This is a genomic window from Blastococcus sp. KM273129, from assembly GCF_021698995.1.
Taxonomy (GTDB): domain Bacteria; phylum Actinomycetota; class Actinomycetes; order Mycobacteriales; family Geodermatophilaceae; genus Blastococcus.
The window spans coordinates 1-17,411 of record NZ_SSXB01000028.1; the positions used below are offsets into that span (position 1 = coordinate 1).

At 72.3% G+C, this 17,411-nt stretch carries 15 protein-coding genes; 5 read left to right on the top strand and 10 right to left on the bottom strand.

Annotated elements, in window-relative coordinates:
* Window positions 1-86: 86 nt before the first annotated feature.
* The 5 genes from E9565_RS10215 to E9565_RS10235 all read right to left on the bottom strand — a co-directional run bounded on the left by E9565_RS10215 (window position 87) and on the right by E9565_RS10235 (window position 4,557).
* Window positions 87-1,151: a CpaF family protein gene (locus E9565_RS10215; protein WP_236834906.1), complete on the bottom strand. Its 1,065-nt coding sequence runs from the start codon at window positions 1,149-1,151 to the stop codon at window positions 87-89.
* Entirely contained in the window at window positions 1,141-1,905 is a 765-nt protein-coding gene (locus E9565_RS10220) for a hypothetical protein (protein WP_236834908.1), read from the bottom strand. Before E9565_RS10220 ends, E9565_RS10215 begins: the two co-directional genes overlap by 11 nt.
* Before the next feature lie 54 nt (window positions 1,906-1,959).
* On the bottom strand, window positions 1,960-2,643 hold the full coding sequence (locus tag E9565_RS10225; RefSeq protein WP_236834910.1) for an SAF domain-containing protein: 684 nt from the start codon (window positions 2,641-2,643) through the stop codon (window positions 1,960-1,962).
* Entirely contained in the window at window positions 2,640-3,248 is a 609-nt protein-coding gene (locus E9565_RS10230) for a hypothetical protein (protein WP_236834912.1), read from the bottom strand. The genes E9565_RS10225 and E9565_RS10230 overlap by 4 nt, the downstream gene beginning before the upstream one ends.
* Window positions 3,249-4,104: 856 nt before the next feature.
* Window positions 4,105-4,557, bottom strand: coding sequence for a helix-turn-helix domain-containing protein (locus E9565_RS10235; protein WP_236834914.1), 453 nt, complete (start codon window positions 4,555-4,557; stop codon window positions 4,105-4,107).
* A 563-nt stretch (window positions 4,558-5,120) separates the two neighbouring features.
* Between E9565_RS10235 and E9565_RS10240 the strand changes: the two genes are divergently transcribed.
* Complete coding sequence (locus E9565_RS10240; protein WP_236834916.1) at window positions 5,121-5,318, top strand: excisionase family DNA-binding protein; 198 nt, start codon at window positions 5,121-5,123, stop codon at window positions 5,316-5,318.
* A 312-nt stretch (window positions 5,319-5,630) separates the two neighbouring features.
* Window positions 5,631-6,764 carry a tyrosine-type recombinase/integrase gene (gene xerC / locus E9565_RS10245; protein ID WP_236834918.1) on the top strand — a complete coding sequence of 378 codons (1,134 nt, stop codon included), beginning with the start codon at window positions 5,631-5,633 and terminating at the stop codon, window positions 6,762-6,764.
* A gap of 106 nt (window positions 6,765-6,870) precedes the next feature.
* Here xerC and E9565_RS10250 read toward each other — a convergent pair whose 3' ends face one another.
* The 3 genes from E9565_RS10250 to E9565_RS10260 are packed head-to-tail and all read right to left on the bottom strand — an operon-like array spanning window position 6,871 to window position 10,141.
* Window positions 6,871-8,109 carry a nucleoside phosphorylase gene (locus E9565_RS10250; RefSeq protein WP_236834920.1) on the bottom strand — a complete coding sequence of 413 codons (1,239 nt, stop codon included), beginning with the start codon at window positions 8,107-8,109 and terminating at the stop codon, window positions 6,871-6,873.
* On the bottom strand, window positions 8,106-9,476 hold the full coding sequence (locus E9565_RS10255; protein WP_236834922.1) for an MFS transporter: 1,371 nt from the start codon (window positions 9,474-9,476) through the stop codon (window positions 8,106-8,108). Before E9565_RS10255 ends, E9565_RS10250 begins: the two co-directional genes overlap by 4 nt.
* On the bottom strand, window positions 9,473-10,141 hold the full coding sequence (locus E9565_RS10260) for a metalloregulator ArsR/SmtB family transcription factor (RefSeq protein WP_236834924.1): 669 nt from the start codon (window positions 10,139-10,141) through the stop codon (window positions 9,473-9,475). Before E9565_RS10260 ends, E9565_RS10255 begins: the two co-directional genes overlap by 4 nt.
* An 83-nt stretch (window positions 10,142-10,224) precedes the next feature.
* Between E9565_RS10260 and E9565_RS10265 the strand changes: the two genes are divergently transcribed.
* The 3 genes from E9565_RS10265 (at window position 10,225) to E9565_RS10275 (ending at window position 13,275) form a co-directional block, all read left to right on the top strand.
* Window positions 10,225-11,589, top strand: coding sequence for a rhodanese-like domain-containing protein (locus tag E9565_RS10265; protein ID WP_236834926.1), 1,365 nt, complete (start codon window positions 10,225-10,227; stop codon window positions 11,587-11,589).
* Window positions 11,586-12,848: an MFS transporter gene (locus E9565_RS10270; RefSeq protein WP_236834928.1), complete on the top strand. Its 1,263-nt coding sequence runs from the start codon at window positions 11,586-11,588 to the stop codon at window positions 12,846-12,848. The genes E9565_RS10265 and E9565_RS10270 overlap by 4 nt, the downstream gene beginning before the upstream one ends.
* A 73-nt stretch (window positions 12,849-12,921) precedes the next feature.
* Entirely contained in the window at window positions 12,922-13,275 is a 354-nt protein-coding gene (locus E9565_RS10275) for a DsrE/DsrF/TusD sulfur relay family protein (protein ID WP_236834930.1), read from the top strand.
* 537 nt (window positions 13,276-13,812) lie between these two features.
* Here the strand turns inward: E9565_RS10275 and E9565_RS10280 are convergent.
* The gene (locus E9565_RS10280) at window positions 13,813-14,910 is read right to left on the bottom strand and encodes an acetate/propionate family kinase (protein WP_236834931.1); all 1,098 of its coding nucleotides are present in this window, start codon (window positions 14,908-14,910) and stop codon (window positions 13,813-13,815) included.
* On the bottom strand, window positions 14,907-17,348 hold the full coding sequence (locus E9565_RS10285; protein WP_236834933.1) for a phosphoketolase: 2,442 nt from the start codon (window positions 17,346-17,348) through the stop codon (window positions 14,907-14,909). Before E9565_RS10285 ends, E9565_RS10280 begins: the two co-directional genes overlap by 4 nt.
* Between the last annotated feature and the right edge of the window lie 63 nt (window positions 17,349-17,411).

Here is a 17,411-nt window from a genome sequence, read left to right on the forward strand (position 1 = left end):
ACCCAGGTCCCGGCCCACGCACGCCCACCCACCGAAACCAAGATCAAGAAACCGTCCCCTGCACTACCGACTCCGAATCGGTGGATTCAGGCTGAGCGGGCGTGCAGGGTGCAGGCCGAGCCGCCCTCCCCCGCCTCCATCACCTCGATCAGCGGCCACGCCTCCTCGCCGCGGACCTCGCCCAGCCACACGCGGCTGACGTTCATGACCAGCGCCTGCTCGACCAGCTCGGTCAGCGTCACCTCGCCGAGGCGGCGGCCGTCGGGGCCGCGCTCGCCGGTGCCCTCCCGGGCCTCGAACGGCACCACCCGCGGATGCCGGTCGGGCAGCTCGTGCAGCAGCAGCTCGAAATGCTTCTCGATCGTGGCCAGGTGCTCCTCGACCGGCAGCTCGTTGGCCAGCGCCCGCAGCATCAGCGTCTTGCCAGCAGCCTGGGCGCCGGTGACGACGATGTTCTTGCGCGCCCGCACCGCCGCCCGCAGGAACTCGGCCAGCGGCCGGTCGATCGCCCGCAGACTCACCATGTCGTCGAGGTCGACGTTCCGGATCCGGTGTCGGCGGATCACCAGCTGGGGTCGCGGCACCGTCTCGATGACTGCGGCCAACCGGGACCCGTCGGGCAGGCGCATGGTGAGCAGCGGGCTGGCTGTGGTCAGCGTCCGCTCCGCGCGGCCCAGCCGAGCGGCGATGTGCTGCAGCTGCCGCACCAACTCCTCGTCCGAGTCGGCGATTGGGTCGACGCGGACGTCCCGGCCGTCGGCGTAACCGATCCACACGTTGTCGTACCCGTGAACCTCGATGTTCTCCACCAGCGGGTCGTCCACGTAGGGCTGCAGCCGGCCCAACCCGAACTGGGCGGCGAACACCGCCTCGGCGATCACCCGCTCCTCGGTCGGCGTGGGAACCACCTGCCCGGCGCGCATCCGCTGCCGGACCAACTCGTCGACGCCTTCCTGGACGAGCGTGCGGGCCAGCTCCTGCTGCGCCATCGTGCTGAGCGTCGGGCGACGCTTGAGCTCCTCGGCCAGGGCCGTCGCCGTTGCCTCGTGCAGCCGACGCACCAGCGTCCAGTCCACTGCCACCGGTGATGCGTCGGCTTGTCGAGGCACGGTGCCGGCGCTGAGCAGGTCGGTGGTGAGGTCAGCGGACACGGCTGCCCCCGAACGTGGTCGCGGCCGCAGGCACGGGCGCCGGCGGTGGTGTCAACCTGGATTCGTGCGCCGTGGCCAACTCGACCAACCGGGTCGCGACCGTCCGCGCGGCTCGTAGCAGCGGCGACTGGGTGAACAGCCGGCCCGACGGCGCGCCGTCGCTGAGCACTGCGGCCGCCTTCGGATCCCGCGGCAGCGAACCGACCGAGGGAACGCCGAGTGCCTCGCTGATCTCTCGCTCGCCGTACGGCTCCCCCGGCCCGATCACCAGCGCGCCCAGCATGCCGGGGCACGCCTCCCGCCCTCGGAGTTCGGCAATCGCCTGCGTCGCCGCACGCACGGCGCGAAGCGTCGAGCCGGTGGCCAGCACGACGGCGGCGGCCCGTTCGACCACGGCGGCCGGGAAGTGCTCAGCGCGCCGCCGCCCGCAGTCGGCCACCACGTCCACGGCGCCGTCCTCCACCGCCGCCAGCACGGAGGCCAGGCGATTCCAGTCCACATGTCGGGCGCCGGCCGGGTCTGCCAGGCCGGGTAGGAGCCGCACACGCCCCTCGGGGTCGAGCCGCAGCAGCTGGCTGTCCAGATGCCGGGCCGGCCCGCCGCGCCTCGCAGCGAGCTCCAGGTCGGCGAGCCCGCCCGCGAACGGTTCGCCTCGGCCGTACCCCGGCAATACATCCCCGCCGGCCGGATCCAGCTCGGCCAGGACCACGGGGCGAGGCCAGGACAGCGCCAGCGCCAGCCCGCTGGTGGTCACCCCGGGTGCTCCCTTGGCCGAGCAAAGCGCAATCAACACGGCAGCCGTCCCGCCCTACTCGCCGGCCACCACGACGATGGCGATCAGGCCGGCAGCGGCGCGGGCGGCAACGTCCGGCCCGTCGGCCGCGTCGACGAGCACGTCGACGACCCGCAGCCCGTCCGTTCCGGGAGGGCCGGACTTCACCACGGTCGCTTCCACCACGCTCGGTACTCCTTCGGTTGTGGCTGGAGCGCCGCCTGCGGCCACGGGCACCAGGAGGACGTCGTCGCCCGGGCGCAGCGGGGTCGTCGGTAGCTGCACGAGGGACACGCCGACCCCGATGAGCTGCTGGCCGGGCGCCGGGAGGCGCTGATCGGTCAGGGCGTTGCGGGTGAGCAACGACCCCGGCCTCAGGGTGGTCGCCGCGACCAGGCCGATCACCTGGTCACGGTCGACGTACGGAATGGGCTCCAACGCCGGATCGGCCGAGATCCTTGCTTCTACGAGGTCGGCAGCGGTGAGGGTCTGCCCCCAGGGCACCTCGCGCCCGATCGCGATCACGGCGGTCGTCTGACCCAGCGACGTCGCCAGATAGGTCGCCCCAAGGGCACCGAGCACCACCATGCTCACGGCCAATGCCAGGAGAGCCGGACGGCGCCGGCGACGAGGTGGCGGCAGCACTGGCGCACGAGGCAAGCCATGCACTTCCGCCGGAGAGGGCGCTGCGCCGGTCGTCGGCGGCTGGGTCCGGGTCATCGGCTTCCCTCGTCCTGATTGAGGACGTGCAATTCACCGACGAACAACTCCGCCGAAGAGGACAACTCCAGCGTCTCGGTGCCCGACAACCCACCACCGGACCAGGTGATCGCCCACGTGCTCGTCGCGGTGATAGGCCACGGGCCACCGCCGGGCATGTGTCGACTGGACGCCTGCGCATACACGTGGCCGCAGTCCGGAGATGCGCCTTCGGTGCCCTGCACATATGGCGTCCCGAGCCCGCAGGTGACGATGCGCCCGTCGCCCATGTTCCAGACAACCTGGCTGACCCGAGCCTCGGCGGTCACCGTCACGCCCCCTGCCGAGGCAGAGGCCCCGACAGGGCCAGTCGTCTCTGCGGCGCGTTCGACCCACATCCACACCGGTAGTCCGACCAGCCCGCCGGCGGAGGTCGGCGGCGGCGCCATCCCGATGTCCGGCGCCTTCAGGTTCATGGACGCGATCGCCTGCTGCGCGAGGAGGCGAGGGTCCACCGTCGGGGCGCCGGGCGCTCCGGCCCCATTCGACAGAAAGATCAGGCCCGTCCACAGGCCGGATCCCAAGCCCGCCGGCCGGGTGCCCAATCCAGGGCTGAGGATCTGCAACCGCTCTCGTGCAACTCGGCGGGGACGTCTGTCCGACCGTCGGCTGCTCGCGGCCAGGGCTGCCGTCGTTGTCCCCACCGGGGCCTTGTCCGGGGGACGTCGCCTGGGCCTCGTAGCGCGTGACAGTGATGTCCCAGACGTACCGCGGCGGAGTCCCGGGGGGCACGACCTCCCCCGTCTCGACCCTGACCACGCGCGTGCTCTCGCTGTCGTAGCAGCCGGTGATCCTGACGGTGGGCCCCTCGGGAGCCGTCAGGTCGACGTCGGCGACCTCCAGGTCGACGGCGGTGTCGCCTTCCTGGCGGAGCCCGAGCGCTGCGTAGTCCCGTACCGCCGTGACGGCGAGCAACGCGGCCGGGTCACCCGAGAATCGCCGGATCTCCGGCTCCCAGTCCCTGGCGCCTGGGTCCTTCTTGGCCGCGTCCGTGACGCGCAGCATCTCGTTGACGACCACGGTGGCAGCTGTTGCCGCCTCGTCTTCGGGGGGCGGCGCGTTGCTCGTGGCAGGTGCGGTCGTCGAAGTCTGCGCGGACGAGGACGCCGTTGCGCTCGGCGCCGAGCCCTCGGAACCGGCCTCGCCCGCCGTGCATGCGACGAGGGGCAGCAGCGCAAGGAGCGCCCCAGCCGCCCATCGCCGCCGCCTGGTCATCGCGACTGTCCTCGCCGGGTCGGCAGACCACGCTTTGGCAGGAGGATGACTGCCAGCGGTCGGCGACCGAGTCCTGAGGGCACGCCGTCCCATGCCGCACCCGTCTTCGTCGTGCGGGCCATGGACACCTCCCCCGGGCAACGTGCGCGGGAAATTACCACCGAGCACGTCCGGGGAGGCAGGCTCTTTCTCCAGTAATTCTCCAGTTCAGCCCTGGAAAGTCGCCGTGGCCGCGTGGTCTCTACGAGAGCGGCGGACGGCCGCCTCCAGGCGCGGGATGTCCACCCCGAGAACCTGGCTGATGGCGGCGAACACCTTGGGCGAGGGATCCACTCCGGGGCGGCCGTCCTCCAGACGCACGTACGTCATGACCGACAAGCCGGGTCCAGTCACCTCGTTCGTGGCAAGTCCGGCCGCCAACCGCAGAGCTGCCAAAGGCGGGTCGTCCCGCTCAACGTCGAGGAGATACAAGGCGTCGACGCCCAGCGCGGCCGCCAGCCGCGGTACGAAGCGGGGTCGCGGACGCTCGAGTCCCGCCTCCCAGACCCGGATGCGCACCGGACTGGAGAGCTCCAGTTTCGTGGCCAGTTCTTCTCTGGTGAGGCCGACGGCCTCACGGGCAGCCTGCAGGCGGTCGCCTCGAAGCAGCGGCCGCGCCACGGCAGCTCCCCATCACCCGATCAGTGGACACCCGCCCCGTGGCGCCGAACCCTAAAGCCCGGTGCCCGCCTCGATGCGACAAGCGCCTCGTCACCGGCGCGGCGCGGCCGTGCGTCGCTGTGCGACCCGGACCCGGACCCGCAGAGGGATGTGCATCAGCCGTGGTCGGAGACCCGGTGTCGGATCCTCCCGTTGTCCAACGCGGCTCTCGTCCAACTGGAGGACTTCTGCAGAGATCCCGACAGACTGCGCAGTTGCCTCCGAAACGGACTAGGGACGAACTGGAGGACGGCGTGATCGACGGTGCCGACACTCACGAGACGGCTGTGCGCAGCGCCTGCCCCGTCACGCCGAGGCACCAAGCCGAGGTACCAGGACTGCAGGAAAACCGGAACCGTCCACCGAAGACTCTCGGCCATGAAAGCCGCAGCGCAGCCGCAGCCGCGGCGGCATCCGTGCCGGCCTCGGGGTACGAGGGTCGGTGACGCCGGCCGCAGCATCCGCGGACGTCCCCTTCTCGGTCAGCAGGTCGGTTCCTGATGCCTGGGACGACCTCGAAACGAGTGGCGTCGCCTGAACAGCACAATCAGCTGCTGACCGTCGCCCAGGCCGGGGACTACCTGGGAACAGGCGAGCGCTTCATCCGCCGGCTGATCGCTCAACGGCGGATCACCTACGTCAAGCTCGGCAAGTACGTCCGGCTCCAGCGCTCGATCCTCGACGAGTTCATCGAGGCCGGACGTGTCACGAGTGAGGACTAGCTGGACTCGTGCCGCACACCGGCAGCGACCGTGGGGGGCGCGCCTATGCCGGGCCGAAATTCTCGGCGGTCACCACGCCACTTGGGCGCCTGTCCCTGCCGTCGGCAACCACGGCGTGGGGGTGGCGATTCTGCGGCCCCTCCACCGACCTCGCTCCCACCGCCCGCTATTGCCGCGGCGAGCACGTCGTCCTAAGTACGTCAAGCCCCCCGATGAGACTCGTGGAAGGCCATCGGTCGATCGGCGTCGCCGCCTCAACTCGGTCGGCAATCGCCCGACAGTCGCCTCAACCGAAGGCACGGGGAGGCTGACGTGAGCCGAAGGACCTGGGGCACGGTTCGTCGGCTCCGCTCGGGGCGCTATCAGGCCCGCTACACAGATCACACGGGCAGGCAAGTCTCGGCGCCGTCCACGTTCGCGACCAAGGCCGACGGCTACAGATGGCTCGCCAAGACGCAGACCGAGCTGGACTCGGGCCGCTGGATCGACCCGAAGGCGGGCAAGGAGCCGCTCAAGGTCTATGCCGAGCACTGGGTGGAGACCCGCCTCGTCCGTGGCCGGCCACTGGCCCCTCGCACGGCCGAGCTCTACCGAGCACAGCTCAGGAACCACATCGTCCCGGCCCTGGGATCGACGCCCCTTCGCCAGCTGGAGGCCTCTTCTGTCCGGGCCTGGTACGGGAAGCTCAGCGGCCCCGCCGGACCGGGTCAGGTCACAGCGGCCAAGTGCTACCGACTGCTGCGCGCCATCTGCACTACGGCTGTCGACGACAATCTCATCGCTCGGAACCCGTGCTCCATCCGTGGAGCAGGGCAGGAACGCTCCAGCGAGCGACCGATGTTCACGCTCGCTCAAGTCCAGGCGCTCGTCGATGCCGTCGAGGATCGCTGGCGAGCGCTGATCCTCCTGGCCGCGTGGACAGGCCTCCGCATCGGGGAGCTGTCGGCGCTACGCCGGGAGCACCTCGACCTGGAGACAGGCACCGTGAGCGTGAAGGCCGCCGTCGTCGACGTGATCGGACAGGGACGCTCCTACGGCCCGCCGAAGTCGGCCGCTGGCCGCCGAGCGGTGGCGATTCCGCCGCACATCATCGGCGATCTGGAGCACCACCTCTCGAGGTACGCCCAGCCCGGCCCGCACGGGCTGGTCTTCGTGGGGCCGAAGGGCGGACCGATCCGGCGCAACAACTTCGCCTCACGGGTGTGGGCTCCCGCAGCAGAGGCGGCCGGACTCCCGGCCGGCTCGCACCTGCACGACCTGCGCGGATGGGGCGCCACCATCGCCGCCCGGCATGGAGCCACCACCAAGGAGTTGATGCACAGGCTCGGGCACGCCTCCCCCGCGGCCGCGCTGCGCTACCAGCGCGCCGAGCAAGAGCGAGACGCTGCTCTGGCCGCTGCGATGAGCGCAGCAGTCCGGCAATCCGGAGAAGCCTCCTCCTCCTGACTGCCATCAAGCTCGAGTCACGGAAGGTCGCAACACCGTCCAGCCGACGGCAGGGTCGGTCCGGAGGCGAGCGTCACTTGGGGTGTTCAGAAGGCGACGGGGAGTTCTACGACGCCGTAGATAAAGGGAGAGTCGCCGCCAGGCGAGCTGATCCTCCGGGACGGTCCGGGAACCGTCGGAAGAGCACGGGGAGGACGATGCGCAGTTCCAGACGGGCGCGTTCAGCGCCGACACAGCGGTGCATGCCGTGACCGATTGCCAGGTGTCCGCCGCCGGTTGGGGACCGGGTCGGGTTGAATCGATCGGGCTCGAGGCCGGCCCAGCGGGGTCGCGGTCGGCGCCGCTGAGGGACACCGATGAGCGGCCGCCAGCACGCGGCCGGGCATCGGTACCGGCGCGCACCGCCCAGAGAACCCTTTCGGCCGAGGGACACGTCAGGCGAGGACGGCGCGGCAGGTTGAGCGTCCGCTCCGGTCAGCTCGCCGCGTGATCCGCCTCGGTGGTCGTGGTCAGATGCCACGCGAGCAGAGGCGACCCGGAGCGAGGCCAGGGCGCCGTCGGCTTCCCCCTTGTCGAAGTCGTCGCCGCTGACGGCCATCGTGTTGGTGACGTGGGCGAGGCAGATGACGGCGCGATGCCGGGCGGCGGCATAGGCGTACAGCGCCGCCGCCTCCATCTCCACGCACACGCAGCCGGCTTTACGGGCCCGGGCCAGATCGGCAGCGGTCTCCCGGTAGGGCGCGTCGGTAGTCCACGACGTGCCGGTGAACACCCGCTGGTCGGACCTCGTCAGCGCGCCGGATGCCGCTCGAGCGAGGTGCTGCGGCAGGTGACTCCATTCCCCCGGGGGCTGGTAGTGCGTGCTGGTGCCCTCGTCGCGGCGGGCGCGGTCGATGAGGACGAAGTAGGGCGGGTCGGCCAGCGGCGTCAGCTGCCCAGCAGAGGTGATGCTCAGGACCAGATCGGCGCCGCTGGCGTGGAGTTGTTCTGCGACCAGCACCGCGAACGGCGCGCCCACGGCCATGCCAACGACGCCGAGGTCGCCGTCGACGTCGCCGTGGCGGCCGGCACCTTGGAGCTCGGTGACCCACATGTCGGTGTGGTAGCAGGCCCAGCCGGGGTGCCGGCGGCCGGCGCCGGTGGCAGCCAGGTGGCGGACGATGTCGCCGTCGGGGTCGAGCAGGCAGACCCGCGGGACCGGGAGGTCCGGCAGCTGCTTCTGCCGTCGGGCCTCGCGCAGGAGGTTGGCCGGCTGGAACACCGAGGGCTGGTCGTAGGCGGTGTGCTGCAGGAGCGGCAGGTCGCCGTCTCCGTTCCCGGCCGCGGACTGGTGGCTCCTGCTCATCGCCGCGGCACCGGGTGCGCCGCCATGTCGGACGCAAGCGGCTGCACGCGGGCCCTCGGCTGTGCATGGCGCGCCGGCCGTGCGGGGCGGAGTGCGACCAGGACCACGACGAGGGCCAACGCCGCGCCGACGAGGCTCAAGGTGGCGTAGCTGGTCGCTGCGGTGACCATGCCGCTGGCCATGCCTCCCGTGGCGCCGGCGAGGGCGACGGCGAGGTCGACCCGCCCCTGGGTGCGTGCGCGGAACGCCAACGGGACGGCGGCGGTGACCAGCGTGGTGCCGCCGAGCAGGCCGAGGTTCCAGCCCAGCCCCAGCAACGCCAGGGCCAGCGCGAGCACCGCGGCCGACCCGCCGGGCGCGCCGGCGGCCAGCCCACCGGCGGCGAGCAGGGCCAGGCCGCCGGCGGCGAGCACGGGACGGGCACCGTAGCGGTCGGCGAGGCGACCGGTGACCGGGGAGGGCAGGTACATGGCGCCGATGTGCACGGCGATGACCAGGCCGGTGGCGGCCAGGCCGTGGTGGTGGTCCCGCATGTGGATGGGGGTCATCGTCATGACGGCGACCATGACGACCTGGGTGAGGACCATCGCGGTCGTACCCAGCCGCAGGCCCGCGGTGTCCCAGCGACTGGCCGCCGCCACCGCTGCGGCGGCTCCGGGCGTGTCGTCGGCGGGCCGGTCGGCGCGTGCCCCGGCCAGCGCCTGGGCAGCGAGCAGCGGATCGGGGCGCAGCCAGATCAGCAGCACCAAGCCGGCGGCGGCGTAGGCGACGGCGGCCAGCAGGAACGGTCCGCTCAGCGCCGGCAGGCCGAGCGAGGTGGCCAGGTCGCCGGTCGGTCCGACGAGGTTGGGTCCCGCGACCGCGCCGACGGTGGTGGCCACCAGGATGCTGCTCATCGAGGCACCGCGGCGCTCGGCCGGGGCGAGGTCGGCGCCGGCGTAGCGGGCCTGCAGGTTGGTGGCGGTGCCGGCGCCGTAGACGAGCAGGCTGGCCAGCAGCAGCCAGATGCTGCCCAGCGCGGCGGCGGCGACCACGCCGGCGCCACCCAGGGCGCCGGCCAGGTAGCCGGCGGCCAGGCCGGGGCGGCGGCCCGAGCGCTGGCTGAGCTGCCCGACCAGCAGCGCCGCGCCCGCCGAGCCAAGGGTGAACAGCCCGGCGGGCAGGCCGGACAGGCGGGTGGAGCCGAGCATGTCCTCGGCCAGCAGCGCACCGACGGTCACCCCGGCGGCCAGCCCGGCGCCGCCGAGCAGCTGAGAAACCATGAGCACGCGCAGGCTGCGGCGGTGCAGCGCCGCCACCTCGACCGAGGCAACGTCGACGGTCACCCCGCCGCGGACCGCGTCGCTGGTGGAGTCGCCGGCGGTCATGCCGACGCACCGACGACGGGCAGGCCTGCGGCAGCCCACTCGGGCAGCCCGTCGACCAGCCGCAGCGCCGGCCGGCCGGCCGCGGTGAGGGCGCGGACGGCGGTGTCGGCGTAGGCGCACAGCGGCCCGCGGCAGTAGGCGACGACCGGCTGCCCGGCGGGCAGGTCGGCCAGCCGGGCCTCGAGCTCGTCGGGAGGCACGTTGACCGCGTCCGGCAGGTGGCCGGCGGCGTACTCGGCCGGCGGGCGCACGTCGAGGACCACGACCTCCCCGGCGCGCATCCGCGCCAGCAGCTCCTCGCGGCTGATCTCGGCCAGCTGCGAGCGGTCCCCGAGGTAGGCCGCGGCGAGCTCGTCGATCCGGGCGACGTGCCCGCCGGCGACCTCCCGCATCGACCGCCACAGCGCACCGACCGCCTCAGTGGCCAGCGAGTAGTACACGCGGGCCCCGTCCCTGCGGGTGCGGACCAGCCCGGCGCGCAGCAGGACCTGAAGGTGCTGGCTGGTGTTGGCCACCGACTGGCCGATCTCGGCCGCGAGCTCCTCCACACTGCGCTCGCCCTGGGCGAGCACGTCAACGAGCTCGGCGCGGCGACCGTTGCCCAGTGCCTTCGCCACCGATGCGAGCGCGTCGTAGAGCGCGTCCTTCGCCTGGCGGTTCCCCATGCCACCCCTTCGTTCAAGTTATCGCTTGACACTCTACGCGGATGGCGGGACAGTTCAAGCCATCACTTGAATGAGGAGGCGGCATGGCTCCGGAACTGGTTCCGGTCGTGGACGGCGGGCTGGGCAACACCACGTGGATGGTCGACCTCGGCGACGGCCGCGCCCTGGTCGTCGACGCGTCCCGCGACCTGCGCGCGGTGCACGCCGCGGCGCACGAGCGCGGGCTGACCGTCGCCTACGCCGCGGACACCCATCTGCACGCCGACTTCCTCACCGGGGCGGTGCAGCTGGCTGCCGACGCGGGCGCGCAGGTGCTCGCTTCGGCCGCCGGGCACCGCGAGTTCCCGCACCGCGGGCTGGCCGACGGCGACGAGGTCGACCTGGGCGGGCTGACACTGCGGGCGCTGGGCACGCCCGGGCACACCGACGAGCACGTGTCCTACCTGCTGGCCGACGGCCGGACGCCGGTCGGGGTGTTCACCGGCGGGTCGCTGATCGTCGGCTCCGCCGCCCGCACCGACCTGGTGCACCCCGACCGCACCCAGGAACTGGCCCGCGCCCAGTACGCCTCGATGCGCCGGCTGGCCGAGCTACCCGACGAGGTGGCCGTGTGGCCCACCCACGGCGCCGGCTCGTTCTGCTCCGCTCCACCCGGGGCGGCGCGCAGCAGCACCATCGGCCAGGAGAAGGCGACCAACCCGCTGCTGGTCGCCGCGGACGAGGATGCCTTCGTCGCCCAGCTGTTGGGCTCGTTGGGCAGCTACCCGGCCTACTTCGCACGCCTGGGGGAGATCAACCGCCGCGGGCCGGCCGTCCTCGACACCGCATCGGTCGGCAGGCTGGCGCCGTTGCCGGTGAACGACGTCGACCGGCTGCGCCGCGACGGGGCCGTGGTGGTCGACATCCGCCCGGTGCCTGACTACGCCGCCGGGCACGTGCCCGGGGCGCTGTCGATCCCGCTGCGCGACCAGTTCGCCAGCTGGCTGGGCTGGCTGGCCGACCCCGACCGGCCGGTGGTCCTGGTCGCCGCCCCCGAGCAGGACCTCGCCGACGCGGTCTGGCAGGCGGTGAAGATCGGCTACGAGCAACTGGTCGGCGTGCTCGACGGCGGCATGGAGGCCTGGGCCGCCGCGGGGCTGCCGGTGGCTCGCACCGAGCTGGTGGGGCCGGACCGGCTGGCCGGGCGCCGGATCCTCGACATCCGGCAGGACGCCGAGTTCGCCGCCGGCCACGTCCCCGGCGCCGAGCACGTCGAGCTCGGCGCGCTCTCCGCCGTCGCGGACCGGCTCGAGAACGGACCCACCGTGGTGATGTGCGGCCATGGGGAGCGCGCCGCCGGCGCGGCCAGCCTGCTCGAGCGCGCCGGCCACCGGGATCTCGCCGTGCTGGTCGGCGGACCCGAGGACTGGGCCCGCAGCAGCGGCCGGATGCTGGCCGTGGGTTCGTGACCGCCGGCACGTCGGCACCGATCCGGCTCGGGCTGCGTGAGAACGCTGCCCAGTTCGCGCTGCTGGTCGCCGTCAACGCCCTGGTCGGCGGCATGGTCGGCCAGCAGCAGACGGTGCTGCCACTGCTCGCCGCCGACGAGTTCGGGCTGACCGGCTACACGTTCATCTTCACCTACGTCGCCGCGTTCGGGATCACGAAGGCGGCGGCCAACTGGTTCGCCGGCACTCTGTCGGACCGCTACGGCCGCAAGCCCGCGCTGCTGGTGGGCTGGCTGTTCGCCGTCCCCGTGCCGCTGATGCTGATCGCAGCCCCGAACTGGGGCTGGGTCATCGCCGCGAACGTGCTGCTGGGTATCAACCAGGGGCTGACCTGGTCCACGACCGTGGTGATGAAGATCGACCTGGTCGGTCCGAAACAGCGCGGCCTGGCGATGGGGCTCAACGAGGCCGCCGGCTACGGCGCCGTGGCCGTCACCTCCCTGGTCGCCGGCTACCTGGCCGAGCAGTTCGGCCTGCGCCCCGCGCCGTTCCTGCTCGGCCTGGCCTACACCGCCCTGGCGCTGCTGCTGTCCGGCGTGTTCATCAAGGAGACCCGCGGCCACGCCCGCCTCGAGGCCGGCCAGCACAGGCCCCGGGCCGACGGGATCCACGACCACCTGCACGGGGGCCTCACCGACCGGCAGATCTGGGCCCAGACCAGCCTGAAGGAGCCCGCGCTGTCCTCGGCCAGCCAGGCCGGTCTGGTGAACAACCTGAACTTCGGCCTGTCCTGGGGTCTGTTCCCGCTGCTGTTCGCCACCGCCGACCTGCCGATCGGCCAGATCGGCCTGCTCTTCGCCCTCTATCCCGGGGTGTGGGGCGCCGGGCAACTGATCACCGGCGCCCTGTCCGACCGGATCGGGCGCAAGCACCTGATCACCGCGGGCATGACCACCCAGGCCGCCGCGCTGGCGGTCATCGCCGCCTCCGACGGATTCGCCGGCTGGGCCATCGGCACCGTGCTGCTCGGGGCCGGCACCGCGATGGTCTACCCCACCCTCCTGGCGGTGATAGGCGACGTCGCGCACCCGGCCTGGCGCGGCCGCGCCGTCGGCGTCTACCGCGTCTGGCGCGATCTGGGCTACGCCGTCGGCGCGGTCCTCGGCGGCATCGTCGCCGACCTCGTGAGCCTGCACGCCGCCGTCTGGACCGCCGCCGCCGTCAGCGCCGTCTCCGCCCTCGTCGTCGCCACGCGCATGTACGAGACCCACCACCGGTGACCGGCGATCGTCCCTCCCGACCCGGGGCCCCTGCCCCTGCCCGCCGACGGGCCCGACCCCGGAGGCTGGCCGCATGACCCGCGTCCTGCTCATCGTCAACGGCCCCGCATACGGCGCCGACGAGACCTACAACGCCCTGCGCCTGGCCATCGCCCTCGCCGAACGGGACGACACCGAACCGACCGTCTTCCTCATGGGCGACGCCGTCACCTGCGCGATCTCCGGCCAACACACCCCCGACGGCTACTACAAGCTCGACCGCATGCTGCACAACTTCGTCCGCAAGGGCGGCGCTCTGCTCTGCTGCGGCACCTGCCTGGACGCCCGCGGCCTCACCCCCGACCGGCTCATCGCAGAGGCCAAGCGCTCCACCATGGCCGAGCTCGCCGCCTTCACCGTCGAGGCCGACCGGGTGCTCACCTTCTGACAAGCTGGGCACCACATCGCTGGTGAGCAACCCGGCGCAACAGACGAGGGGGGGCGACCGCACGGTCCCCCCGGATGGGCAGAGGTCCCCGCTCGCCGGGCCGAGGACACAGTGATCCCCTAGTGGGGACTGCCGCGGCCACGGAGGAGCTGGGGCCCTTGCCCCCCGCTGATGAGGCGGCGCAAAGGCATTCTCAAGGCACGGCCGGTGACCTATCGGGGACTCGCCAGCGAGAACGCCGCCAAAGGGACACAGCCTTCCTAGCTGGCCATGCCGGTTCGATCCCGGTCACCCGCTCCAGGATCTGACCAGCTCGTATGCCCGTCTGCGCAGCTCGGGCGCGCAGCGCCGCTCCCTCCGTGCCTCAGCGGTGCTCCCCCCTGTTGACCGCTGACCACCGGCTTTGGCCGGTGCTTACGTCGTCGATCCGCAGTCGTTCGGCCCGGGCATCGAGGGAGCGGTCGACCGCTACGTCGCGATGACGCGGGCGACCCAGCGCCTCGTCGTCCTGACCAGTGACCGACGGGGTGGCCGGGGTCAGCTGCCCAGGACGGCCAGCACCTGACGGCGGATCTCGACGTCCTCCCGCGCGGTGACGACGACGGTGCGCGCGGCGGCGCCCGGCGCGCTGATGTCCCCGTCGGTGGTCGTGGCCCGGTTGAGATCGGGGTCGACGGCGAGCCCGAGGTGGCCCAGCTCCGCGGCGACCGCCTCCCGCACCTGCCAGGAGTGCTCACCGACGCCGCCGGTCATCACCAGCAGGTCCAGGCCGCCGGCGGCCGCGGTCATCGCCGCGGTCTCCCGCACCAGGCGGTGCAGGTAGACGTCGAAGGCCAGCGCGCAGTCGGCGTCCCCGGTTGCCCGGCCGGCCAGCACGTCGCGGAGATCGCCACCCGTGCCGGACAGGCCCTTGAGGCCGGCGTGGTGCTCGAGGACGTCGGCCAACTCCAGCTCGGGGACCTGCCCGTGCTGGAGCAGCCACAGGATCAACCCCGGGTCGACGGTGCCCGGGCGGGTGTTCATGACCAGTCCCGCCAGCGGGGTGAACCCCATGGTGGTGTCGACCGAGACGCCACCGCGGACGGCGGACAGCGACGCCCCGGCACCCAGGTGCGCCGAGACGATCCGCAGCTCCCCGTTCGGGCGGCCGACGATCTCCGCCGCCCGGCGCACGGCGTAGGCGTGTGACAGGCCGTGGAAGCCGTACCGCCGCAGCCCCCAGCGCTGGTTCCACTCGCGGGGCAGCGCGTACGTGCGCGCGGCCGGCGGCAGGGTGGCGTGAAACCCGGTGTCGAAGGCGGCCACCGACGGGATCTCGGGCAGGAGGTCGCGCACCGCGCGGATCCCGGCCAGGGCGCGCGGGTTGTGCAGCGGCGCCAGATGGCTGATCGAGTACAGGTAGGCCACGAGCAGGTCGTCGATCGGCGTTGCCTCGCTGTGCCGCGGCCCGCCGTGCACCATCCGGTGCCCGACGGCGTCGACCGGACCACAGCCGCCGAGGAACTCCGCCAGCGGCTCGAGGTCCCCCTCCCCCTGCCAGTTCTCGACGGTGGTGCTCGCGGTGACGGCCCCACCGGTGTCCAGCCGGGCGAGCTTCAGGCTGCTGGACCCGGTGTTGACGACGAGGACCCTCACGCCTCGGGCTCCCGCAGCGGGCCCGGCCCGCGGGTCGTCGGTCCGGCCTGGGCCGACCACGCCCAGTCCCGGATCTCGGGCAGGTCCTGGCCGTGGATGCGCACGTACTGCCGGTGCTCGGTGATCATGTCGCGCAGCCGGTCGCGGGCGTGGGCCCCGACGGCGCGCAGCCGCGGGACGCGGTCGATGACGTCGATGGCCAGGTTGTAGCGGTCCATCCGGTTCATGACGCAGATGTCGAAGGGCGTCGTCGTCGTGCCCTCCTCCACGTAGCCGCGCACGTGGAAGTTGTCGTGGTTGGTCCGCCGGTAGGTGAGCCGGTGGATCAGCCACGGGTAGCCGTGGTAGGCGAAGATCACCGGCTTGTCGCGGGTGAAGTAGGCGTCGAACTCCCGGTCCGACAGCCCGTGCGGGTGCTCGCGGTCGTCCTGCAGCCGCATCAGGTCCACGACGTTCACGACCCGGATGCGCAGGTCCGGGAACCAGCCGCGGAGGATCTCCACCGCGGCGAGGGTCTCCATGGTCGGCACGTCACCGGCGCAGCCGAGCACGACGTCGGGCTCGGCGCCGGCGTCGGTGCTGGCCCACGGCCAGATCCCGATGCCCTTGGTGCAGTGCTCGACCGCGGAGTCGATGTCGAGGTACTGCAGCGCGGGCTGCTTGCCGGCCACGATCACGTTCACGTACTGCTGGGTGCGCAGGCAGTGGTCGGCCACCGAGAGCAGCGTGTTCGCGTCCGGCGGCAAATAGACCCGGATGACGTCGGCCTTCTTGTTGACCACGTGATCGATGAAGCCCGGGTCCTGGTGGGAGAACCCGTTGTGGTCCTGCCGCCACACGTGCGAGGTCAGCAGGTAGTTCAGCGACGCGATCGGCCGCCGCCACGGGATGCCGTTCGTCGTCTTCAGCCACTTGGCGTGCTGGTTGAACATCGAGTCGACGATGTGGATGAACGCCTCGTAGCAGGAGAAGAAGCCGTGCCGGCCGGTGAGCAGGTAGCCCTCCAGCCAGCCCTGGCAGATGTGCTCGGAGAGCACCTCCATGACCCGCCCGTCCGGCGCGAGGGAGTCGTCGCCGGGCAGCCGCTGCGCCATCCAGGCGCGGTCGGTGACCTCGAGGACGGCGCCGAGCCGGTTGGAGTTGTTCTCGTCGGGGGCGAAGACGCGGAAGGTCGTCATGTTCGCCCGCATCACCTCCCGCAGGAACTCACCGAGCACCCGGGTCGACTCCACCGCGCCCGTACCGCGCGCCTCGACCGGCACCGCGTGCTCGCGGAAATCGGGCATCCGCAGCGGCTGCAGCAGCTTCCCGCCGTTGGCGTGCGGGTTGGCGCTCATCCGCCGGTCGTGGGCGGGATGCAGGTCCCGGACGGCGGGCACGGGGACGCCGTCGTCGTCGAACAACTCCTCGGGCCGGTAGCTGCGCAGCCACTCCTCGAGGACGGCGCGGTGGGCGTCGTCCTCCCGGGCGTTCTTGAACGGCACCTGGTGCGAACGCCAACTGCCCTGCACCTGCACACCGTCGACGACGTCCGGGCCGGTCCAGCCCTTGGGCGAGGCCAGCACGATCATCGGCCAGCGCGGACGCTCGGTCGCGCCCTCCTCGCGGGCCCGGCGCTGGATCTCGGCGATCTCGTCCAGGCAGCGGTCGAGGGTCGCGGCGAAGCGCTGGTGCATGTCGGCCGGGTCGTCGCCCTCGACCAGGTAGGGCGCGTGGCCGTAACCGCGCATCAGCTCCAGCAGCTCCTCCCGCGGGATGCGGGCCAGCACGGTGGGGTTGGCGATCTTGTAACCGTTGAGGTGCAGGATCGGCAGCACCGCGCCGTCGGTGACCGGGTCGGCGAACTTGTTGGCGTGCCAGCTGGCCGCCAGCGGGCCGGTCTCGGCCTCGCCGTCGCCGACGATCGCCCCCACGACCAGGTCGGGGTTGTCGAAGGCGGCGCCGTAGGCGTGCGTGAGCGCGTACCCCAGCTCGCCGCCCTCGTGGATCGACCCCGGCGTCTCCGGCGCGACGTGGCTCGGGATGCCACCGGGGAAGGAGAACTGGGTGAACAGCCGCCGCATGCCCGTCTCGTCCTGGGAGACGTCCGGGTAGTAGTGGCTGTAGGTGCCCTCCAGCCACGCGGCCGCGACCGGGCCCGGCCCGCCGTGCCCCGGGCCCATCACGTAGATCATGTCCAGGTCGCGGGCGGTGATCGCCCGGTTCAGGTGCGCGTAGACGAAGTTCAGCCCCGGCGTCGTCCCCCAGTGACCCAGCAGCCGGGGCTTGATGTGCTCCGGCCGCAGCGGCTCGCGCAGCAGCGGGTTGCCCATCAGGTAGATCTGGCCCACCGACAGGTAGTTCGCCGCCCGCCACCACGCATCCAGCGCGGCCAGTTCGTCGCCGGAAAGCGGATCCACCGACTCAGAGGCCCGGAAGACCTTCGTCACCTCAGTCACCACCCGGCGCAGGCTAGCCGTTGTCCGTCGCATGCCACCCAACAACGTCGCGCATCCGTCCCC

Bases quoted from the DNA above. Each gene is read 5' to 3' on its own strand.
- E9565_RS10225 (WP_236834910.1), bottom strand. From the start codon at position 2,643: ATGACCCGGACCCAGCCGCCGACGACCGGCGCAGCGCCCTCTCCGGCG.
- E9565_RS10250 (WP_236834920.1), bottom strand. From the start codon at position 8,109: ATGAGCAGGAGCCACCAGTCCGCGGCCGGGAACGGAGACGGCGACCTG.
- E9565_RS10255 (WP_236834922.1), bottom strand. From the start codon at position 9,476: ATGACCGCCGGCGACTCCACCAGCGACGCGGTCCGCGGCGGGGTGACC.
- E9565_RS10260 (WP_236834924.1), bottom strand. From the start codon at position 10,141: ATGGGGAACCGCCAGGCGAAGGACGCGCTCTACGACGCGCTCGCATCG.
- E9565_RS10265 (WP_236834926.1), top strand. From the start codon at position 10,225: ATGGCTCCGGAACTGGTTCCGGTCGTGGACGGCGGGCTGGGCAACACC.
- E9565_RS10275 (WP_236834930.1), top strand. From the start codon at position 12,922: ATGACCCGCGTCCTGCTCATCGTCAACGGCCCCGCATACGGCGCCGAC.